This is a genomic window from Asticcacaulis sp. (assembly GCF_035497195.1).
GTDB lineage: Bacteria > Pseudomonadota > Alphaproteobacteria > Caulobacterales > Caulobacteraceae > Asticcacaulis.
Window position 1 is genome coordinate 145729 of sequence record NZ_DATJDZ010000009.1, and the last position, 20387, is coordinate 166115.

Here is a 20387-nt window from a genome sequence, read left to right on the forward strand (position 1 = left end):
CTGTTTATCGTCATCGCCGTATTCATGCTCGTGCAGAAACTGCGCAATCGCCGCTAAATCTCATCGTGCCTTACGCCGTCCCACGGCTCGCGCTTCGTCAGATACTGCAACGGCCAGACGTTCTCGCGCGACCTTAGGCACCGCGGGCAGGTCGTTTCGTGCGGCTCGAAAACGCCATAGAAGAAATTACCGCGATCGGCGCCCTTGGTATCGACATGCTTGCCGCAGCGCGGGCACAGAAAGAAGAATTGTGAAATGGCGATGGCCAGGAAGGCGAAGGAGAAGACCAGCGGCACAGTATCACCCAGCGCACCGATCAGGCAGACCGGCAGCAGGATCAGATAGATGATGGCGCGTGTGCGATAGCTCAAGTCAGGCTCCTTCGAGCGCGCTCCATACCCGCAAGGCCTGCCTCATGGCAAGCACATCATGCACCCGCACCATTTTCGCCCCCTTAGCAATGGCGTGAAGATGCACGGCGATCGTCCCACCGACACGATCGTCTGCGGCCGAAGGCTCGGCGCCCTCACGTTCCTCCAGCGCGGCGATGAAGCGCTTGCGCGAAGCCGCCATCAACAGCGGAAAGCCATGCGAAGCCAGCCGGTCGGTGGCGCGGATAAGGGTCAGGTTATGATCGAGCGTCTTACCGAAGCCAATGCCGGGGTCGAGCCAGATATGATCGCGCTTCACCCCGGCCCGGATGGCCGCTCCGGCGCGTTCGAGCAGATAAGATTCGACCTCCGCCACGACATCTTCATACCACGGGTTGGATTGCATGGTGCGCGGCTCGCCCTGCATGTGCATCAGGATCACCTCGCGTCCGCTGCGCGCGGCGGTTTCCAGACTGTGAGGCGTGTAGCTAAGTGCGCTGACGTCATTCCAAATGCTCGCGCCCGCCTTGAAGGCTTCCTCAGCCACTTCGGGCTTGAGCGTATCGATGCTTATCGGCGCATCGGTAAGGTTGGAAAGCGCCGAAATCAGCGGCACAACGCGATTGATTTCTTCCTCCAGCGTGACCGGATGGGCGCCGGGCCGGGTCGATTCCCCACCGATATCGAGCACATCGGCGCCATCCACGATCAATTGTCGGGCATGGGCCAGCGCATTCTCGAAGCCGATATAGCGTCCACCATCGGAAAAGCTGTCGGGGGTGACATTGACCACGCCCATGATCAGCGGGCCCTTGGCGGCGCGGGTGATCAGCGTCATTTCAGGCCGGCGTCCCTGGCCGCCAGCAGGGATAGAGCCGTCAGATCGAGATGCCCCTCCCCGCCCTCGACCAGTCGACCAAGCCGCGCCCGCAACAGATCATTCAAAGGCATGGAAACGCTCAGCGCGTCGGCAGCCTCTCCGGCGAGGCGCATGTCCTTAGCCGCCAGCACCGCCGCGAAACCAGCCGGCTCGAATTTTTCTGAGACAATCAGTGCCCCGTAGTTTTTATAGATCGGCGCATCGAACAGGGTCGAGGTCAGGAACTCAAGCAGGTCGGCCTTTTCGACACCGCCCTTGGCAACCAGCGCCATGGCCTCGCCCAAGGCTTCCGTAACATTGACGATCAGGAAATTGCCAGCCAGCTTGACCAGATTGGCGGCCGAAGGTTTCTCGCCAAAGACCTGTACCTTCTGGCCGATGATTTCCAGCAGGGGCATGGCCTTGGCGATGGCCTCTTGCGATCCGGCAGCGGCGATAAACAACTTGCCTTCGGCGGCGACCGGCGGACGGCCAAATACCGGCGCCGAAACGAAATGCTGCCCTCTGGCGGCATGGGCCTCGGTCAATTTATCGGCCAATGCCACACTGATCGTGCTGAGGGAGATATGGACGCCGCCTGCCGGCAGGCTGGCCAGTATGGCTTTGGAAACGCCTTCGACTGCCGTGTCATCGGCCAGCATGGTGAAGACGGCCTCGCTGGTGCTGGCCTCGGCGGGCGTGACCGCACGAATGGCGCCTTTAGCCACCAGCGGATCGGCCTTTTCCGGCGAGCGGTTCCACACCGTCACCGCATGACCGGCTGTCACCAGATTGGGCGCAATCGCCGCCCCCATACTGCCCAAACCGATAAAACCGACCTTCATGGCGTATCTCCTATATTCGTTGTCTTGTGATACCATGCTGTCCCGTTTTGAGGGCTTGTAACCACAAATTCTCGAACTCGTTTTGACTCAACACGTTTTGATCAAAGTTCACTGTTGTTTCCATTTTTGGCCACGGCTTTTCGGATATCCAGCTATATCTCGGCTCCGTAGCGAGACTGGAATATTCCAAGTAGCCATCACGAAATTCGACGATTACTCGATGTTCCCAACGTTCGGCGTCTAATTCGCTATACCAAATGTACGCATCGTTCTGCGGTCCTGTTATCCAGATAGATTTTTGATACTCCATCAATCCCTCTTGAAATAATAGACTTACGATTTGCCGATCCGCTTAATTTCCCAGTGCAGGTCGATGCCAAGTTTCGTCATGACGTCGGCGCGGACGGCCTCGCCCAGACCTTCCAACTCGGCGGCGGTGGCGTCACCGGTATTGATCATGAAATTGGAATGCAGTTCCGAGAACTTGGCCGCACCGAACAGCCTGCCGCGCCAACCGGCTTCATCGACGCACTGCCAGGCAGATTTGCCTTCGGGGTTCTTGAACGTCGAACCGCCGGTCTTTTCACGGATCGGCTGGGTCTGCTCGCGGCGGGCGGTGATGGCCTCCATGCGCGCCTTAATCGCCGCTGGATCATCCTTCCTGGTTTCAAAAGTCGCACCGAGGACTATATTGCCAGAGCTTTGGAAGGAACTGTGACGATAGCTAAAGTCGAACTCTTCGCTTGCTCCCATTAGACAAATTTCGCCCAAGCGATTCATATATGTGACTGTCGCCACAACATTTTTAGTCTCTGAACCATAGCATCCGGCATTCATGACAATGGCGCCACCAACCGTACCGGGAATGCCTGCATAAAATTCGAGATCGGCAATGCCGGCATCTGCGGCCTTGCGTGCCAGAACAGCATCTGGAACCGCTGAACCAGCATATATGGATATATCGTCCAGAACCTTGACCTCGTTGAAGCCCCGGCCAAGGCGGATCACCACGCCGCTCACACCGCCGTCCCGGATCAGCAGGTTTGATCCAATACCAATAGTCGTGACGGGAATTGACGGGTCGAGTCCTTTAATGAAAGTGCTCAAATCTGCTTCGTCCGCAGGCACGAAAACCACGTCCGCCGGGCCGCCAACCCGGAACCATGTAAATGGTGCGAGCGCTTCCCCATACAACATCTTGCCACGAACCTGCGGCAAGTCTGCAATCCAGGCCTTATCGTTCATTCCGCCGCTCCAGCCTTCAGCGCCTCAAGCTGCGCAGGCAGGGCATAGGCCCATTGCGTGATATCGCCTGCCCCCAGCAGGACGACGATATCGCCCGGCTTGGCTTCGGCAGCCACCAGACCGGCCAGATGCGCCGGCGTATCGAGCGCCACGGCGTTGCGATGGCCAAAGCGATGCAGGCCTTCAACCAGATGGGTCTTGTCAACGCCTTCGATCGGCTGTTCGCCGGCCGAATAGACATCGGCGACAATCACCGCATCAGCATCATGGAAGCACGACGAGAACTCGTTCATCAGGTCGCGCAAACGGGTATAACGGTGCGGCTGGACGACGGCGATGACGCGGCCTTCGCTGACCTGGCGCGCCGCCTTCAGCACGGCGGCAATCTCGACCGGATGGTGGCCGTAGTCGTCGATAATGCGGATGCCATCGACCACGCCGGTGGTGGTGAAGCGGCGCTTGACGCCGCCGAAAGCACTCAGGCCACGACGGATATCGTCCTCGCCTATACCCAGTTCGCGGGCGATGGCGATGGCCGCCGTGGCGTTGGAGACATTGTGATTGCCGGTCATCGGCAGCCTGAGCTTTTCCCAGATGAAAGGCTCGACGCCAGTGGGCGAGAAGACGACATCAAACACCGCGCCTTCGGGACCAAATTCGATATTGGCGCAGCGCACCTCGGCCTGCGGGCTGACACCATAAGGGATCAGGCGGCGGTTATCGATCTTGGCGGCCAGGGCCTGCACTTCGGGATGGTCGATACAGACGGCGGCGAAGCCATAGAAGGGGATGTTCTCGACGAAATCGACGAAGCCTTTTTTGACGGCTTCGAAATCGCCCCAGTGATCGAGGTGCTCGGCGTCGATATTGGTGACGATGGCCAGGGTCGATTTCAGGCGCAGGAAGGAGCCGTCGGATTCATCGGCCTCAACCACGATCCAGTCGCCATCGCCCACCTTGGCATTGGTGCCATAGGCGTTGATGATACCGCCATTGACCACGGTCGGGTCCATGCCGCCGGCATCGAGCAGGCAGGCCACCATAGAGGTTGTGGTCGTCTTGCCGTGGGTGCCGCCGACCGCGATGGAGAATTGCAGGCGCATCAGTTCGGCCAGCATTTCCGCCCGGCGCACCAGCGGAATGCGGCGACGACGCGCCTCGACCATTTCCGGATTGTCCTGTTTCACCGCGGTCGAATAGACCAAAGCGCAGACGCCTTCTGAAACGTGCGCGGCTTCATGACCGATGAATATCTGCGCGCCGAGCTTTTCCAGACGCTCGGTGTTGGCCGAGGCCTTGGCGTCGGAACCCTGCACCTTGTAGCCGATCTTGATCATGATTTCGGCTATGCCGCTCATGCCTATGCCGCCGATGCCGACAAAATGGACAGGGCCGAGATCGAAAGGCGTCGGGCGCTTGGAATGGAGGGTCATGGGCGTTTTCGCAGACAGAATTGAGGTGGGATTCGGCTTTAGACCATCACGGTCAGGCTGTCACGAAGCTTTATCAGCCTTCGGCTTGAGCATCCCCCTGAACGGCTTTTCGCCCTTTGGCTGGGTCACGTCCTCGCCCGTATAGAGCCGGCGCACCAGGGTATAGATGATGACGGTCAGCGGCATGGCGAACAGCACGCCCATCGCCCCCAGCAATCCGGCAAAACCGATCACCGCAAACAGGGTCACGATCACCGGAATGGAGGCAATGCTGCGCTGGACCATCGGCGTGATGAAGTTGCTCTCAAGCTGCGACACCCCGACGTAGATGACCAGCGCCCAAACGAAGATCTGCCAGCCGGATACCGCGGCCAGCAGCAGGCCCGGCCCGGCCGAAACGACAGGCCCGACGATCGGCACAAATTGCGCCAGGCCAGAGACAAGCCCCAAAGCCAGGGCAGAGGGCACGCCAAGGATCGTCAGGCCTATGCCGGTCAGAGTGCCGACCAGCACCATGGAGATAAACTGCCCGACAAACCACAGACGCAGGGCATGACCAGCCACGTTCATGGCATCGCGCACCTTGTCCTTATGTTCATCGTTGAACAGATAGACCACACCGTCACGATACTGCGCTGGATTAATTGCCAATATGATACCAGCTATGGTCGCCACCAGCAGATTGGCCAGGCCGGAAAAGACATTGCCGGCGATAATCGGCAGCTTGGAAGCCATGCCGCCGGCCTGCTGACCCAGGGTCTGTATCTGCTTTTGCAGTTCGTCATTAAGCCCCAGGACCTGAAGCCGTGCCTGAAGAGCGGTCCAGGCCGCCGGCAATTGTTCGGTCAGGTTATGGGCCTGAGCCACCAGTTCATAACCAAACAGGGTGAACGTGACGCTTATGAGAGCCAGGACCAGTACCAGCACCATCAAAACGGCCATTGTATCGTTCAGCGGGGTATATTTGATCAGCGGTTCGGCCAGCGCCCGCAACACGGTGGCGATGACAATGGCGCCGAAGATCAGCAGCCACAAGCCGAGCAGCTTGAAAATCAGCAGGCCGGCGGCGATCGCCAGGATGACGAACAGCACCCGCTGCATGAAACCGGCATTGAGCGCTTTTTCGGTCATCGCCTACTCCTTGATGCGTTTGACGGTGCGTTCGACAAGATCGGCCAGCAATCTGGCGGCATCGGGGCGCGCCACCGATTTCGCCGCACGGGCGCGCATCGGCAGAAGCGCCACCCCTTCGATCAGGGCGCGGATTTCACTGCACAGCTTTTCCGCCGTTACATCGTCTTCCTTGATGACAATTGCAGCCTTGGCAGCTTTCAGCACCTCGGCATTATAGGTCTGGTGGTCGTCGGCCGCGATCTTGAGCGGAATCAGGATGGACGGTTTGCCGGCCACGGCCAGTTCACAGACCGTCGAGGCCCCAGCCCGGCCGATAACGATATGCGCGCGCCCCAGACGCGCGGCCATATCGGTAAAGAACGGCGCGACCTCGGCGCCGATCTCGGCATCCTTGTAGATCTTCGCCGCCACATCCAGTTGATCGGCGCGGGTTTGCTGCTCGACATGCAGATTGATGCGCAGGCTGACTGGCAAGAGGGCCAGGGCCTGCGGCACGGTTTCGGAGAGGATCTTCGCCCCCTGCGACCCGCCGGTCACCAGAATGCGGATCGTCGGATCGATGGCGGGATAGGGTTCATCATATAGCGCCCGAATATCCGGCCTGACCGGATTGCCGACCACCTGCACCCGCCCTTCCATTTCCACCGGCGCCATGCGCAAAACCGGAAAAGCGCAGGCCACGGCATCGACCTGTTTGACCAGTTGGCGATTGGAGCGGCCCAGCACCGAATTCTGCTCGTGAATAATCGTGATGTCACGGCGACCAAGGGCCGCCATCAGGGCCGGATAAGAGGGATAGCCGCCAAAACCGATGACTGCCCACGGCTTCAGTCGCTTGAAAGCCTTGCGGGCCTGCATGATGCCAAGGCCGATCTTGATCGCCGCCCGCACCATGCCGACCGGATCGCTTTTTTTGAAGGTGGCCGCGTCCAGCGACAGGCGTTCAATGGCGGGGAAATTGGCGGCAAAGGCCGCACCGCGCTTATCGGATGCCAGCACCACGTCCCAGCCGCGATCATTCAACTCACGGGCCAGCGCTTCGGCGGGAAACATGTGCCCACCGGTCCCCCCTGCCGTCACGATGGCCAAAGGCTTATCAGAAAAGGAAGACGCTTTGCGTCTCGGCTTGGCTTTTTTAGCGGTGGCCATTTAGTCCCCGAACAGGCGTACTCAAATCTGTGGTTACCATAGCGGGTTCCGCATAAAAAACTAAACCGTTTCTATCCTTTATTTACCATTTTGTCGGGTCGTCCTGCGGAATTTCTTCCTGCCTGCGGCGCGTCAGCGCCAGAATGAACCCCAGGGTCAGGCCCATGGCCAGCATCGACGAACCGCCGTAGGAAATAAACGGCAGGGTCATGCCCTTGGGGGGAATCAGGCCGAGATTAACCGATACATTGATCAGCACCTGCACACCCAACATGATGTAAAGGCCGGAGGTGGCGATCTGGCGGAAAGGGTCCTGCATCGCCATCGCCTTGAGCAGCCCCCGGATGATGATGAAGGCGAAGATGCCGATAAGGATCAGGATCAGCCAAAGGCCGTATTCTTCAGCCACCACCGAATAGATGAAATCGGTATGCAGATCAGGGATCAACCGCTTCATTGTGCCTTCGTTGATCCCCACGCCGAACAGTCCGCCATTGGCGATGGCGGCTTTTGCCCTGGCGACCTGGAAGCCGGAATCAGCGTCCGGTGAGATAAAGCCCATGATGCGGTTGCGAAAGTGCGGCTGAATGAAAAACAGACCGACCAGGCCCGCCCCTGCCGTGCCGAGCATCCCGATAATCCAGCGGAACGGCACGCCCGAAATGAAGAAACAGGCGCCGAAGGCGATGGTGATCAGGATGGATTGCCCGACATCCGGCTGGATCAGCAGCAGTCCGATGGCGAAGGCATAGAGGAAAAAGGCGACAGTCACGCCCGGCACGCCCTTGCCTTTCTGACCTTCGCAGAACATCCAGGCGATCAGCACGATCAGAGCCGGCTTGAGGAATTCCGACGGCTGGAGCGCGACCGGCCCCAGTTCCAGCCAGCGCCGGCCGCCCTTGGCGGCATGGCCGATCAGCGGCAGCATGGCCATGATCGAGATAGCGCCGCCATAGACCAATACGCTGACGCGCTTGATCCCTTTCAGCGACAGCATGGAGACCATGATCATCACTACCGCCGTCATCAGGGCGAAAACAAAGTGGCGCTTGGTGTAATAGAAGGTGTCGTAATGGCTGACATGTGGCGACGCCACCGGCGACGAGGAGAATGAAAAGAAGAAGCCGAGCACCAGCAGGATCAGCGCGAGCGTCAGGGTGACGCGATCCAGCGTCCACCACCAGATGGCGGTGGGTGAACGGTCGGTGCGCGTAAACGGATGGGCGTAAGCGTGAGCCATGAACGAACCTTGAGCGGTCTGACTGGGGAACTGGCTTACAGGATTCACCAAATCGTAGTTAACATTGGCTTAAGCGCAGGGAAGATTCGTAAGGAAATCTTAAGCAGTCGGACATCGGACTCTTGTTTTTCGTCATCTTTGCCCTCATCCTTCCGCGAAAGACACAAACGTGGGGGGCATGTTCATGCGGGTCTGGCTTATTATTGGCGTTGTGCATGTTATGGCGATGGGCAGCACGGCGAGCGCTCAGGCGGAGCCACTCGCCTCTCCCGCCCTGGAAGCGGCCGTAACGCAAACCTGTCTCGACTGGATGAAACCGCTGGATACCAATGCCCAGCTCAGCCTGAAGCGTGTCGACGGCGGCCTGTGCCTGAACGGACATATCGAGACGGGCGACGACAAGCCCGTCCTTGACCAATTGAACAGCTTTGGCAAAACAGAGCCGCTTGTAATGGTGGTTCGCTCCGGTGGCGGAGAGGTCAAGGCGGCATTGGCTATCGGCGAAGCCTTGCTGGACCATCCCGCAACCGTGGTGGCCGACACCTTTTGCGCGTCAAGCTGCGCCAATTTCCTGATCACGGCCGGTCACCGCAGAGTGGTCCGCCCCGACACTCTGCTCCTTTATCACGGCGGCGCCACATTGGAGCAACTCGAGCAGGCCTTGCCGCAGTTACGCGCATTTGCCGCGCAGGATCCGCAAATCATGTTCAATACTTACGAAGATACGCTCACCACGATCAACCGTCAGGAAGCCTTCCTCACAAAAGCCGGCATAAGCTCCACCCTGTTCCGCTGGATGGACCTGATCAATTATATGGCCCCGGCAGAGGCCGGCAGTCATTGCCCACTGGATAGCGTTGTCGTTGAATATCCACCGGTAGTACTGGCGCGCTTTGGCCTGACTTTCGACGCATATGAGACGCCGCGCAGTCAGACCGAATTGGACGACCTGCGGCATCGGCTAGGAAAAAAATCACCGCCTGCCTGTGGCGCGACTAGACCTTTTCGCCGGTCACGCCGATCTTGATTTCGGACACCGCATCGCGGAAGGCGTCACCACGCGCCTCGAAATCCCTGAATTGATCGAACGAGGCACAGGCCGGCGAGAACAGCACAATCTCTTCGCGGCCCGATTTTTCCGCCTCGGCATAGGCCTGGGCCACGGCGGTGAACAGCAGGCGCGACTGCGTGCAGGGCGCGGCCTTGCCAATGGTCACCTCGAACAGCTCGGCCGCATCGCCGATCAGATAGGCGTGCTTCACCCGGCCGAACAGATCGCGCAGGTCATCGATGCCGCCGGCCTTGGGCACCCCGCCGGCGATCCAGTAGAACTTATCGAACGACGACATGGCCTGACGCGCCGCGTCGGCATTGGTCGCTTTGGAATCGTTGATGAAGCGCACATGGCCGATGCGGCCGATTTCCTGCATCCGGTGCGCCAGGCCGGGGAAGGTGCGCATACCGGCGACAATCTCGTCCATCTCCAGCCCCAGCGCCTTGCACGCCGAATAGGCGGCGGCGGCGTTCTGCCAGTTGTGGCGGCCGGTCAGGGTCCGTACGGCCTTGAGGTCAATCACCTGGCGGGCGCGCACCGAGGTGCCATCATAGAGCACGCCATTGAGCGCATAGACGCCATGACCAAGTGTGCGGCGGGCCGAAATCGAGATCAGCTTGACCGGCGAATGGACGCGCATGTCGCTGATGATGGCGGCGGTATAGTCGTCATCCGCGCCGATCACCGCCGTCTGCTTGGAGCTTTGCGCCATAAAGATGCGGCGCTTGGCCTTGATATAGCCTTCCATGCCGCCGTGTCGGTCAAGATGGTCGGGCGTGATGTTCATCAACACGGAAACATCCGGAGAGAAACTTAAGGTCAGGTCGAGTTGATAGGACGAGGTTTCGATAACGTAGATCGCCCCGCCGTGCATATCCGGCAGGTCGAGGATACCGATGCCGATATTGCCGCCGACATGAACGTCCTTGCCGGCTGCTTTCAGGATATGACCGATCAGGGCCGTGGTGGTCGACTTACCATTGGTGCCGGTGATCGCCACGGTGCGCGGCCGCTTGTGCGCCGGCAGACAGGCGAGCGTCCGGGCGAACAGCTCAATATCCCCCATGACCGGTACATTCGCTGCATTGGCGAGGCCGACGGTCCAGTGCGGCGCCGGGTGCGTCAGCGGCACGCCTGGCGACAGGACGAGCGCGGCGAAATCCGACCAGTCGGCGTTTTTCAGGTTCTCGACCGTGAAGCCTTCTTTCGTTGCCGGCAGCAGGTTCGACGGTTTGTCGTCCCACAGGATCGGCTCCGCCCCGCCGGCCTTGAGCGCCCGCGCCGCCGACAGGCCCGAACGGCCCAGTCCGAAGATGGCGACCCGCTTGCCTTCAAAGCCTTTTACCGGAATCATAACGCTTACCTTAGTTTCAGTGTCGCCAGGCCAACCATGGCCAGCATGGCCGCCACGATCCAGAAGCGGATCACGACGGTCGATTCCGCCCAGCCGAGCTTTTCGAAATGGTGATGAATCGGCGCCATCAGAAATACGCGCTTCTTCGTCAGCTTGAAATAGCCGACCTGGATCATCACCGACAGGGCCTCCACGACGAACAGGCCGCCAATGATGGCCAGCACGATCTCGTGCTTGAGCGCCACGGCCACGGCGCCAAGGCCACCGCCGAGCGCCAGTGAACCCGTGTCGCCCATGAATATCTTGGCCGGCGGCGCGTTATACCACAGAAAGCCCATGCCGCCGCCGATGATGGCGGCCAGCAGCACAGCCACTTCACCGGCGCCCGGCACGAAATGGATGATCAGGTAGTTGGCGAACTTGGCGTTACCGACGAGATAGGCGATCAGGGTGAAGGCGCCCGCCGCGATCATCACCGGCACGATAGCGAGACCATCCAAACCATCGGTCAGGTTGACGGCGTTCGATGCACCGACAATCACCACCGCGCCGAAGACAACGTAAAAATAACCAAGATTAAAGATGAAGTTCTTGAAAACCGGAATGACCAGCGAGGTCGCCAGGTGCGGCGCATCGGCCGGTTGCGGCGAATAGTACATCAGCACCAGCACGGCGGCGACGGCGATGGCGATCTGCGCCACCAGCTTCTGGATCGAGGTCAGGCCCGCCGATGTCTGCTTGGTCACCTTGGCGTAGTCGTCGATGAAGCCGAGCAGGCCATAGGCCATGGTAACGCCGAACACAACCCAGGCCGAGGCCGAATGCGGATCGACCCACAGGACGGTGCCGACCGCGATCCCGGCCAGGATCATCAGCCCTCCCATGGTCGGCGTGCCTTTTTTTGTCAGCAGGTGGGTGGAAGGACCATCCTCACGGATCGGCTGCCCCTTGCCCTGCCTGGCGCGCATCCAGCGGATGAAGCGCGACCCCATGGCCACGGCGACGATCATGGCTGTGATCATGGCCAGGAAGATGCGCACGGTCTGATATTTCATCAGATTGATCAGCGGCCAGTGCTGATGCAGGCTGGTGACGTGCTCGTACAGCAGATAAAACATGAAGGGCCTTTATTCTTCGAGAGCCAGAAGGGTCTTGGCGATCAGTCCGGCTTTCGAACCGTTTGATCCCTTTACCATAATCACATCCCCCCCTTGCAAGCCCTCAATCAGGGCCGGCGTCAATTCGGCGGCGGTTTCGGCATAGCCGCCACGCAAGGCCTGCGGTAAGGCATTCCACAGGTTACGCATCAAAGGCCCCGCCAGATAAACGCTGTCGATATCCTGCGCCTCGATCACCGGCGCCAATGAGGCATGGAGCGTCGCCTCTTCGGTCCCCAGTTCGAGCATGTCGGTCAGGACGACAATTTTTCGTGAGTCCGCCGGTTTGGGCCGCATGCCGAGCGATTCCACCGTGGCGATCATCGATACCGGATTGGCGTTGTAGCTCTCGTCGATCAGGGTGATCTCGCCGCCTTTGAAGGCTTTGCGCGTCACCTTGCCCCGGCCATCGAGCGCGGCGAAACTTTCCAGCGCCAGCAAGGAAGTATCGAGATCGACATCGAGCGCCTCCAGCATCAGCAAGGTCGCCAGCGCATTGACCGCCTGATGCTTGCCGGTATGGGCCAGGCTGAAGATGATGTCGCGCCCATGAAAGCGCGCCGCCACCGAGGCGCGGTCGCCATTGATGCGGTGCTCGATCAGTTGCACATCGACGCCGTTATGCTCACCGAAAGCGGCGATCAGGCCCCCGGCGGCGCGCGCCTGCTGACTGAGGAAATCGAACCACGGATTATCGGCATTGAGGATCGCCAGACCGCCCGGCAGCAGACCATCGAAAATCTCCGCCTTGGCGCGGGCCACGCCGGCATCACCATCGGGGAAGTTTTCGGTGTGCGCCCCGCCGACCGTGGTGACGATCACCGCATGGGGCGCGACGAATTCCGACAAAGGCGCGATCTCGTCGGCGTGGTTCATGCCGATCTCGAAGACGGCGCGCTCGGTATCGGCCGGCATCCGGGCCAGGGTCAGGGGCACGCCGATATGGTTGTTGAAGCTCTTGATGGCGGAATGGGCGCGACCGGCCTGGGTCAGCCCCTGCATGACCATCTGCGTCACGCTGGTCTTGCCGACGCTGCCGGTCACCGCCCCACGTTTGGCATGGGTGGCGCGATCACGGGCAAACACGGCCATGTCTTCCAGCGCCTTTTGCACATCCGGCACCAGCAGGCAGGGTCCGCCTTCGATCGGCCGACGCGACACGGCGATGGCGGCTCCGGACGCAAACGCCTGCGGTACGAAATCATGGCCGTCGCGCACGCCTTTCAGCGCCAGGAAAACATCGCCCGGCTGGAGCGCCCGGCTGTCGAAATTGACGCCGGTAGCAGCGCGCGACGCCCCCTCGCCTATACCGGTCAGGGTGCCGCCGGTGGCCTTGGCCAGTTCATTGAAGGTCCAGAGAGGGGTATCGGCCATGTCTCACACGCGCAGCAAAGGAAAACGCCATTGAACCCGACTCAGGGATTTAGGCAAGCACGAGTGTATTAACGGTACAAACAGCGCGTCTTTATTGGCGGACAGAATCGTATCCGGTGAGGCGAAAACGATTGGCTTTCGAGCATCGCCGCGGAGCGTACTTAAGTACGTGAGCAGCGAAGCGGAGAAAGACGGCCGTTTGCAGACCACCGGGACGAATTCTGACGTCAATAAACGGGACAGGACATCCAGCGGTACACCCTCGCCCATGAAACGCCCATGGAACGGACAATGACGAAGCCCTTCGATTCCGGGGGACCGTCGTTTAGCTGCGTACAATTGTTCATGTAAACACCGGAGGGATCGAACGAGTCGATCCGGCGGGCGGACAGGCTCCTGTCCTTGTTCAGCGTCACCTCGGCGACATCATAGCTGATATAGCTGCCGGAGTAGAGATGATCATCGACGCGGGCGCGTTCGTTCAGCACCACCACAATGACATTATTGCGGCCGATACGGCGTAGGTAATCACCGGCGCTATTAAAACATTCGGCCGCCTCATCGTCCTGTTGTTTTCCTTGTGCATCCTTGCCGCGCGAACGCCCCCTGCGCCAGTCGCGCCCACAATCAACGATGAAATAATCGTCGCCATAGGCTTCCCATATTTCGGTCGGCACCGGCGCCAGAGGCGCTCCGCAGCGGTTCAACGCCTTTTCAGTGACATACAAGCCATCCGGCCGACCGGTCACCCACCAGCCGATGGCCTCGACCGGCGCACAGCCATCCACAGCCGCCATGAACGACTTGTCGATCCACCGGCTGTCTACCTTGAACTTGCTGCTGCCCTTGCGTTTCAGCACCCACTGATCGGTATCGGCCTTTTGCAGCACATCGCCGGCCTGAACCGCGCGCTTGGCGGCGATCAGGTCCAGTTCCTTTTCATCGCTATGGCCTTGCAGATACCTGACCGCCGGCTCGGCGCACCAGGTGGACTTTACACTATACTGCGGATCACAACTGCCGATCGTCGCCAGATAACGCATTGTCCCCTCGGCGCGCACCATCTCAGTATTGTGCCAGACACCCTGAACGCCAGGCGTCAGCGGCGGCCCTTCGGGCGTATAGGGGCCGTCCGGATCACGCGGGCCGCCACCGCACACCACCGTCTGGTGCTCAAGCGCCACATCGCCCGTGGCCCTGTGTTCGATGGAATAACCGACGTTTTCGCCGTTCAGCGCATAGCAATCACGCGGCACGGCGACATCCGAGGTTTCAAACGGCAGTTCGCGTGCCTGAAACCCTTCGGCGGTCGGGAAGAGATCGTACAGCCGGAAGTCACGACCATAGACGCCGGAGACCCAATCGCCCTGCGCCGGCCTGATGAGGCTCAATACGCGGGTCGCGCCCACCGAAGCCGGTTTCAGTTTCACCTTGTCGAAACAGGGACCGCCTTCGATGGGCTGGAACTTCACCGGGCAGCCGGCACGCGGCGCGGCAATCGCCAGTTCGGCGCCCAGCACTTCATGCACCGTGCCGAATTGGGCTTCATGCACCAGCACCGGTTGCGAAGTTTGCGCCTGCCCCGCCAACGGAATTAAAGCGCCTGCCAGCGTCAGGCCTGCCAGCCATTTTAGTGTTTTCATCGCCCCTGCCCCTGAATCGTCCCATCCCTTGATACCGCCAGTTTCCCTCCGCATCAAGCGTTGGAATAACCATGTTAGTATATTCAGGATGCGCGCCGGACAATGAACCGGCGCTGAATAGGATCAGGCGTTCAGGGCCTCACGCACCACACTGACATCATCAAACGGCAGGACGGTGCCGCCGACAATCTGCCCCTGCTCATGGCCCTTGCCGGCCACCACCAGCACATCGCCGGTTTTCAGCCCCGCCACGGCTTCAAAGATCGCCGCCCTGCGATCCCCGATCTCAACGGCGCTCTTGCCCATGCCGGCCAGCACCTCAGCGCGGATAGCCGCCGGCTCTTCCGAACGCGGATTATCGTCGGTGACAATGGCGCGGTCGGCCAGTTTCTGCGCAATAGCCCCCATCTTCGGGCGCTTGCCGCGATCGCGGTCACCGCCGCAGCCAAAGACACAGACCAGCTTACACTTGGTGTGCGGCCGCAGGGCGTGCAGCACGGTTTCCAGACCGTCCGGCGTGTGGGCGTAATCGACATAAACCTCGGCGCCATTGGCCTTCGTACCGGCGCGTTCCAGCCGCCCGCGCGCGCCCGCGAGCGATGACAGGGCATGGATCACTGCACCGGCGTCCTCACCGGCGGCAATGGCCAGACCGGCGGCGACCAGGGCGTTCGACGCCTGGAACAGGCCGGCCAGCGGCAGCTTGGTTTCAAACTTCTGGCCGAGATATTCGAGATAGAGAATCTGGCCATCGACGGTCAGGTCGCGGCCGGCCAGGCACAGGTGCGACGAGCGCTCGCCGACGCTCATGACATTGAGGCCCGACATGATCGACATGGCGGCAAACGCATTATAGGCGTCGGAATCGGCATTCAATACGGCTGTTTTGCCGCGTGGCAAAAGCTGCTCGAACAGGCGCAGCTTGGCCGTCCGGTAGGCATCCATTGTGCTGTGATAGTCGAGGTGATCCTGCGTCAGGTTGGTAAAACCGGCCGCCGACAGCGACACGCCGTCCAGGCGGCGCTGGTCGATGCCATGCGAAGAGGCCTCAAGCGCCAGATGAGTCACGCCGCCCTGCGCCAGATCGGCCAGATGGCGGGCCAGATCAGCGGCATCGGGCGTGGTCAGGCCCGGCCCGGTAATGGCGTGTTCCGCGCCGTCAGGCGCCTGCGTAACGACGCCGAGCGTCCCCATGCTGGCCGATTTGTGGCCCAGACTGGCGAAAATCTGCCGGCAGAAAGTAGCGACCGAGGTCTTGCCATTGGTGCCGGTGATAGCAACACAGGTCTTCGGCTGCGCCCCGTAAAACGCCTTGGCAGCCAGGGCATAGGCCCGGCGCACATCCGACACATTGACCACCACCGAACCTTCGGCACTGGTGCCATCGGGCGCCAGAATAGCGGCGGCGCCCTGTTTGATCGCCTGCGGAATGAACTGACGGCCATCGACGGCATTGCCCGGCAAGGCGCAGAACAGCACGCCTTCGCCCACCTTGCGGCTGTCGGCGGTCACGCCTGTCACGACCGGATCGTGATCCAGATCGCGCCTCAGAAGGTCTGACAGGCGTAAGGCGGTCATTAGTGCTCTTCTCCGGTAACGTCTTCGGCGGCGACAGGCGCCTTGTCCCATCCCGGTCCGGTAAACTTGTCTTCCTTGCGCGCCACGCCAACAAAGGGCGCGATGCGTTCGATCACATGGCCCGCCACCGGCGCTGCCACAGGGCCGCCCATGCGTGAACCATTGCTTTCCGGCGCACCTTGCGGCGAGTCGAAGGTGACCAACACACTATATCTGTCGCCATCCACAGGTCCGTCGATCGGGAAGACGGCGAGGAAGGACGAAATGTTTTCCCTGGTATAGTGGCCATTGCCAGGCTTTTGCGCCGTGCCGGTCTTGCCGCCGACGCGCAGGCCGGGGGCATTGGCGCGGGTGCCGGTGCCCTTGAGCACGTTCTGGCGCATCAGTTCCAGCATGGTGCGCGAGGTGGCGGCCGAGAAGACCTGCGTCCCTGGCAATGGCGAATGGCCGTCATATTTTTTGATCGTCAGCGGGCGCAGATAACCACCGTTGAGCGTGGCGTTGGCGGCCTCGATAAAGCTGAGCGGCGTGATCGCCATGCCCTGCCCGAAGGCCGAATTGGCCAGAGACCCATCCGACCAGCGCCCAGGCAGAAGCGGAGACGCCGGCTCGGTCAGTTCGATATCCGCCGAGCGGAACAGGCCGAGCGCCTCATAATAGCGCGTCATGGCCGTGGCCCCGACATCGAGCGCGATGCGCGAGGTGCCGATATTGGACGACTTGATGAAGACGTCGGTCAGGCTCAGCAGTTCGCTCGACGCGTGTTCGTCGTGGACGAAACGGTTGCCGATTTTCAACGGCTGGCGGCCGTCATAGACCGCGCTGAGCGACGTCGTGCCGGTATCGAGGCCGACCGAGATCGAGATGACCTTGAAGATCGATCCCAGTTCGTAACGATCAACAGCCGCGTGGTTGCGCTTGTCGGCGTCGCTGAACTGGCCGGGACGGTTGAGATCGAAATCGGGCCAACTTGCCAGGGCCAGCACTTCGCCGGTGCGCACATTGGTGACGATACCGATCGCACTCTGCGCCTTCTGGGCGATGGCCATGGCGCGCAGTTCGTTCTCCATTGTCCCCTGGATACGCAGGTCCATAGCCAGGGTCACCGGCTGGTCCGTCGCCGCATTGCCTGCGATCTGGTCCTGCAACGCCTTTTCGGCGCCGGACAGGCCTTCGCCACCGCGTTGCGTCATGCCGATATAGGCCGAACCGGTATTGGCCAGTGGATAGTCACGAACCCGCGCCGCTTCAAAACTGATGCCCGGCAGGCCGTAGTTGAGAATTTCATCGCGCTTGGCGGCTTTCAGGTTATTGGTCAGCAGCAGGCGCCGGTCACCTTTGAATGGCTTGTCAATCTGTTCGCGCGGCAGATCAGGGAAGATTTGCAGCAGGGCGCGGCGCACCATGGCGCGGTCATCGCCGGTCATGTCATTCGGATCGACGAACAGGCTGTAATCATTGACATCGACGGCGAGCAACTGACCGTTACGATCCTGCAACTGCGCCCGCGCATTCGGTTCGCCGGTCAGGGCGGCGATCTGGCCGCGCCCCTGAAGGGAACCACGCGCGGCGAAACCGGCCAGGGAAACATAGGCGACGGTCATCCCGACCAGGATGCAGAAGATACGCATCCGCGTGCTCGACGCCTTGACGCCGGAGGCATTGGCGCGCTCGAACGCGTGCTCGACCTTCCAGACGCGATCGGCCACCCATTGAAAGCCGGACTGAGTGGAATCGATGATCGAGATACCCATCAGCGCCCTCCCGCGCGAGTGGTGGTGGATTGAGATGCGACTTCGGGCGCCTTGCGGGCCGGCGCTACGGTGATCAGGTCATCCGCCGGGGCAGATACCGGTGCGGGCCTGGCTGGCGGCGGCGCTATGGTCGACGCCGGTGACACCGCCTGCGAGGTGGTGCGAGAGATTTCGCCCAGAGATTCCAGACGGGCCTCATGATTGGGATCGGTCGGCTTCATGCCGAGATATTCGACCGCCAGTTGCTCCAGCCGGCCGGGACGCTCCAACTGCGCCACCTTGATCTTGAGACTGTTGACCGCTTCCTGCTCGACGGCGATCTGACGGTCAAGTTCGTTCATGCGGCGGACATCCTCGCCCTCGCGCGCCTTGCTGATGCACACCCAGAAAATCAGGCCGAACATCAAAATCCCGCCGACCAGTTCGATCAGGCGGATACCACGGACACGTTGCTCAAACAGGCGCATCAAACCGTTCATGATCTGACCTTCCCACGGAGAGACATCGGGACAAGGGGGGCTGAGGTGCGGCGGACGGCGCGCAGCTTGGCCGAACGCGCGCGCGGATTGACGGCGGTTTCAGCATCCGACGCCTGCACGGCTTTCGGCGTGACCAGGGTATAGACGGACTGGCGCACCTCAACCTTATGCGGCGCATATCGGGAACCCGACGGCAGCTTGCCGGCGCGCTCATTGAAGAAATTCTTGACGATGCGGTCTTCCAGCGAATGAAAGGTCACCACCGCCAGAACGCCCTCAGGCTTAAGCAGGGTTTCCGCGACTTCGAGCGCGCGCTCCAGTTCGCCCAGTTCGTCGTTGACGGCGATGCGCAGGGCCTGAAACGTCCGTGTCGCCGGATGAACCGGCGCGCCGCGACGGCCGCCCAGGGCGCGTTCGACCACCTCAGCCAGGTCCAGCGTGCGCTCGAATTTCTGCGCCTCGCGGCGCTTGACAATGGCGGCGGCGATACCGCGCGACTTGTGTTCCTCGCCATAGAGCCAGATGATGTGAGCGATCTCGTCCTTGTCGTCCTCATTGACGATATCGGCGGCGCTGCGGCCACCGACGCTCATGCGCATATCGAGCGGGCCATCGCGCATGAAGGAGAAACCGCGATCGGCCTCATCGAGCTGCATCGACGACACGCCAATATCGAGCACGATGGCGTCGCACGACTCGTGGCCCAACTCGGCCAGGCCTTCCTTCATTTCGGAAAAGCAGCGGTTCACCCATTGGAAACGATCGGGATAATCAGCCTTGAGGGCATCGACATAGGGCTTGACGCGGGCGTCGCGGTCAAAGGCGATGACGTGCGCCCCACCTTGCAGGATAGCGCGCGAATAACCGCCGGCGCCGAAAGTACCATCCACCACCAGCTTGCCGGAGACATCACCGAGCGCGGCCAGCACTTCGGGCAAAAGGACGGAAATGTGCGCCTGCTCGGTCATATCAGGACCTCACGTTTGGCGAAGGCGGCCTCAACCAGCTTGTCCTGTTCGGCGGCATAGTCGGCATAGGCTTGCGGCGCCCAGATCTGAAAGCTCTCGCCCAGGCCGGCGATCACCACGTCGCCCGTCAGACCAAACTGCTCGCACAGCTTTTCCGGCAGGGTGATACGGCCGGCGGTGTCAAAACCGAGCCTGTGCATCGAGGCATAAAAACGACGCTGCATGGCGGTGCGGGTCGGGGACATCGGGGGGTATTCGTTGATCACGTCGCGGTACATGGCAAAGAAAGCGGCCCCGCCGCATTCGAGACATGCGGCGTTGATCGCGGCAAAACAATAAAGGCCTTCAAAGGGTTCGACACCTTCATAAGGCGCCAGAGCAGCGGCGCGGAAATCCTGCGGGACCAGAAGGCGCCGTTTGGAATCCAGTTGTTTCTCGTGGGTCGAGAGGAACACGCACCCGCACCAGGCCATTTGGGCCTGCTCCCTGTCCGCCAAAACCCGTGGCCAGCCCTCCCGGCCACATCGCTTCGGGACACATATAGGGTTAACATGGGATTAAATGGGATGCAATGACTCTGAATGACACCAAACAGAGATTCTGAGCATAAATATGCCCAATAGTGGATAAGTATAGAACAAACGAGAAACATTTATACTTACGCCTGTACGCTACCGGGATACTGGAATCATAAATGCGACCGGCCATGCCCATAGGCTGACCGGTCGCATTTGCAATACCGTAAGTTGT

19 protein-coding genes are annotated in these 20387 nt (G+C 60.7%); 1 reads left to right on the forward strand and 18 read right to left on the reverse strand.

Going from position 1 to position 20387, the window contains the following annotated elements; translation table 11 throughout:
* Positions 1-53: 53 nt before the first annotated feature.
* The 9 genes from VL130_RS02860 to VL130_RS02895 form a co-directional block, all read right to left on the reverse strand.
* On the reverse strand, positions 54-371 hold the full coding sequence (locus VL130_RS02860; protein WP_325360944.1) for a hypothetical protein: 318 nt from the start codon (positions 369-371) through the stop codon (positions 54-56).
* 1 nt (position 372) lies between these two features.
* A complete protein-coding gene (gene folP / locus VL130_RS02865; RefSeq protein WP_325360946.1) occupies positions 373-1209 on the reverse strand; it encodes a dihydropteroate synthase in 837 nt (278 codons plus the stop codon).
* Positions 1206-2075, reverse strand: a complete 870-nt coding sequence (locus tag VL130_RS02870) for an NAD(P)-dependent oxidoreductase (protein ID WP_325360948.1) — start codon at positions 2073-2075, stop codon at positions 1206-1208. Before VL130_RS02870 ends, folP begins: the two co-directional genes overlap by 4 nt.
* 10 nt (positions 2076-2085) lie before the next feature.
* Positions 2086-2385: a DUF6881 domain-containing protein gene (locus tag VL130_RS19485; protein WP_414636199.1), complete on the reverse strand. Its 300-nt coding sequence runs from the start codon at positions 2383-2385 to the stop codon at positions 2086-2088.
* Between the two features lie 23 nt (positions 2386-2408).
* Complete coding sequence (murB, locus tag VL130_RS02875) at positions 2409-3320, reverse strand: UDP-N-acetylmuramate dehydrogenase (RefSeq protein ID WP_325360950.1); 912 nt, start codon at positions 3318-3320, stop codon at positions 2409-2411.
* Positions 3317-4753: a UDP-N-acetylmuramate--L-alanine ligase gene (gene murC / locus VL130_RS02880; RefSeq protein WP_325360953.1), complete on the reverse strand. Its 1437-nt coding sequence runs from the start codon at positions 4751-4753 to the stop codon at positions 3317-3319. The genes murB and murC overlap by 4 nt, the downstream gene beginning before the upstream one ends.
* 60 nt (positions 4754-4813) lie before the next feature.
* Entirely contained in the window at positions 4814-5884 is a 1071-nt protein-coding gene (locus tag VL130_RS02885) for an AI-2E family transporter (protein ID WP_325360955.1), read from the reverse strand.
* Between the two features lie 3 nt (positions 5885-5887).
* Positions 5888-7036: an undecaprenyldiphospho-muramoylpentapeptide beta-N-acetylglucosaminyltransferase gene (gene murG / locus VL130_RS02890; RefSeq protein ID WP_325360958.1), complete on the reverse strand. Its 1149-nt coding sequence runs from the start codon at positions 7034-7036 to the stop codon at positions 5888-5890.
* Positions 7037-7118: 82 nt separating this feature from the next.
* Entirely contained in the window at positions 7119-8276 is a 1158-nt protein-coding gene (locus tag VL130_RS02895) for a putative peptidoglycan glycosyltransferase FtsW (protein WP_325360960.1), read from the reverse strand.
* Between the two features lie 184 nt (positions 8277-8460).
* On the opposite strand from VL130_RS02895, the gene VL130_RS02900 reads away from it, so the two are divergent.
* Entirely contained in the window at positions 8461-9303 is an 843-nt protein-coding gene (locus VL130_RS02900; RefSeq protein WP_325360963.1) for an ATP-dependent Clp protease proteolytic subunit, read from the forward strand.
* Here the strand turns inward: VL130_RS02900 and murD are convergent.
* The 9 genes from murD to VL130_RS02945 form a co-directional block, all read right to left on the reverse strand.
* A complete protein-coding gene (murD, locus tag VL130_RS02905) occupies positions 9272-10684 on the reverse strand; it encodes a UDP-N-acetylmuramoyl-L-alanine--D-glutamate ligase (protein WP_325360966.1) in 1413 nt (470 codons plus the stop codon). The genes VL130_RS02900 and murD overlap by 32 nt on opposite strands.
* A 5-nt stretch (positions 10685-10689) precedes the next feature.
* Entirely contained in the window at positions 10690-11802 is a 1113-nt protein-coding gene (gene mraY, locus VL130_RS02910; RefSeq protein WP_325360968.1) for a phospho-N-acetylmuramoyl-pentapeptide-transferase, read from the reverse strand.
* Positions 11803-11811: 9 nt separating this feature from the next.
* Positions 11812-13215 (reverse strand): UDP-N-acetylmuramoyl-tripeptide--D-alanyl-D-alanine ligase, encoded by a 1404-nt coding sequence (locus VL130_RS02915; protein WP_325360971.1) that lies wholly within the window; start codon positions 13213-13215, stop codon positions 11812-11814.
* A 227-nt stretch (positions 13216-13442) separates the two neighbouring features.
* Complete coding sequence (locus VL130_RS02920; RefSeq protein ID WP_325360973.1) at positions 13443-14858, reverse strand: hypothetical protein; 1416 nt, start codon at positions 14856-14858, stop codon at positions 13443-13445.
* A 123-nt stretch (positions 14859-14981) separates the two neighbouring features.
* Positions 14982-16436: a UDP-N-acetylmuramoyl-L-alanyl-D-glutamate--2,6-diaminopimelate ligase gene (locus VL130_RS02925; RefSeq protein ID WP_325360975.1), complete on the reverse strand. Its 1455-nt coding sequence runs from the start codon at positions 16434-16436 to the stop codon at positions 14982-14984.
* Positions 16436-18190, reverse strand: a complete 1755-nt coding sequence (locus VL130_RS02930; protein ID WP_325360977.1) for a penicillin-binding protein 2 — start codon at positions 18188-18190, stop codon at positions 16436-16438. The genes VL130_RS02925 and VL130_RS02930 overlap by 1 nt, the downstream gene beginning before the upstream one ends.
* Positions 18190-18669, reverse strand: a complete 480-nt coding sequence (gene ftsL, locus VL130_RS02935; RefSeq protein WP_325360979.1) for a cell division protein FtsL — start codon at positions 18667-18669, stop codon at positions 18190-18192. The genes VL130_RS02930 and ftsL overlap by 1 nt, the downstream gene beginning before the upstream one ends.
* A complete protein-coding gene (gene rsmH, locus VL130_RS02940) occupies positions 18666-19637 on the reverse strand; it encodes a 16S rRNA (cytosine(1402)-N(4))-methyltransferase RsmH (protein WP_325360984.1) in 972 nt (323 codons plus the stop codon). Before rsmH ends, ftsL begins: the two co-directional genes overlap by 4 nt.
* Positions 19634-20092, reverse strand: a complete 459-nt coding sequence (locus VL130_RS02945; protein ID WP_325360987.1) for a division/cell wall cluster transcriptional repressor MraZ — start codon at positions 20090-20092, stop codon at positions 19634-19636. The genes rsmH and VL130_RS02945 overlap by 4 nt, the downstream gene beginning before the upstream one ends.
* Positions 20093-20387 lie beyond the last annotated feature (295 nt).

What these genes read in the sequence shown, in the direction of transcription:
- folP (WP_325360946.1), bottom strand. Translation starts at nt 1,209, where the DNA reads ATGACGCTGATCACCCGCGCCGCCAAGGGCCCGCTGATCATGGGCGTG.
- murD (WP_325360966.1), bottom strand. Translation starts at nt 10,684, where the DNA reads ATGATTCCGGTAAAAGGCTTTGAAGGCAAGCGGGTCGCCATCTTCGGA.
- VL130_RS02885 (WP_325360955.1), bottom strand. Translation starts at nt 5,884, where the DNA reads ATGACCGAAAAAGCGCTCAATGCCGGTTTCATGCAGCGGGTGCTGTTC.
- VL130_RS02925 (WP_325360975.1), bottom strand. Translation starts at nt 16,436, where the DNA reads ATGACCGCCTTACGCCTGTCAGACCTTCTGAGGCGCGATCTGGATCAC.
- mraY (WP_325360968.1), bottom strand. Translation starts at nt 11,802, where the DNA reads ATGTTTTATCTGCTGTACGAGCACGTCACCAGCCTGCATCAGCACTGG.
- VL130_RS02870 (WP_325360948.1), bottom strand. Translation starts at nt 2,075, where the DNA reads ATGAAGGTCGGTTTTATCGGTTTGGGCAGTATGGGGGCGGCGATTGCG.
- murG (WP_325360958.1), bottom strand. Translation starts at nt 7,036, where the DNA reads ATGGCCACCGCTAAAAAAGCCAAGCCGAGACGCAAAGCGTCTTCCTTT.
- VL130_RS19485 (WP_414636199.1), bottom strand. Translation starts at nt 2,385, where the DNA reads ATGGAGTATCAAAAATCTATCTGGATAACAGGACCGCAGAACGATGCG.
- rsmH (WP_325360984.1), bottom strand. Translation starts at nt 19,637, where the DNA reads ATGACCGAGCAGGCGCACATTTCCGTCCTTTTGCCCGAAGTGCTGGCC.
- ftsL (WP_325360979.1), bottom strand. Translation starts at nt 18,669, where the DNA reads ATGAACGGTTTGATGCGCCTGTTTGAGCAACGTGTCCGTGGTATCCGC.
- VL130_RS02915 (WP_325360971.1), bottom strand. Translation starts at nt 13,215, where the DNA reads ATGGCCGATACCCCTCTCTGGACCTTCAATGAACTGGCCAAGGCCACC.
- VL130_RS02930 (WP_325360977.1), bottom strand. Translation starts at nt 18,190, where the DNA reads ATGGGTATCTCGATCATCGATTCCACTCAGTCCGGCTTTCAATGGGTG.
- VL130_RS02920 (WP_325360973.1), bottom strand. Translation starts at nt 14,858, where the DNA reads ATGAAAACACTAAAATGGCTGGCAGGCCTGACGCTGGCAGGCGCTTTA.
- VL130_RS02895 (WP_325360960.1), bottom strand. Translation starts at nt 8,276, where the DNA reads ATGGCTCACGCTTACGCCCATCCGTTTACGCGCACCGACCGTTCACCC.
- murB (WP_325360950.1), bottom strand. Translation starts at nt 3,320, where the DNA reads ATGAACGATAAGGCCTGGATTGCAGACTTGCCGCAGGTTCGTGGCAAG.
- murC (WP_325360953.1), bottom strand. Translation starts at nt 4,753, where the DNA reads ATGACCCTCCATTCCAAGCGCCCGACGCCTTTCGATCTCGGCCCTGTC.
- VL130_RS02900 (WP_325360963.1), top strand. Translation starts at nt 8,461, where the DNA reads ATGCGGGTCTGGCTTATTATTGGCGTTGTGCATGTTATGGCGATGGGC.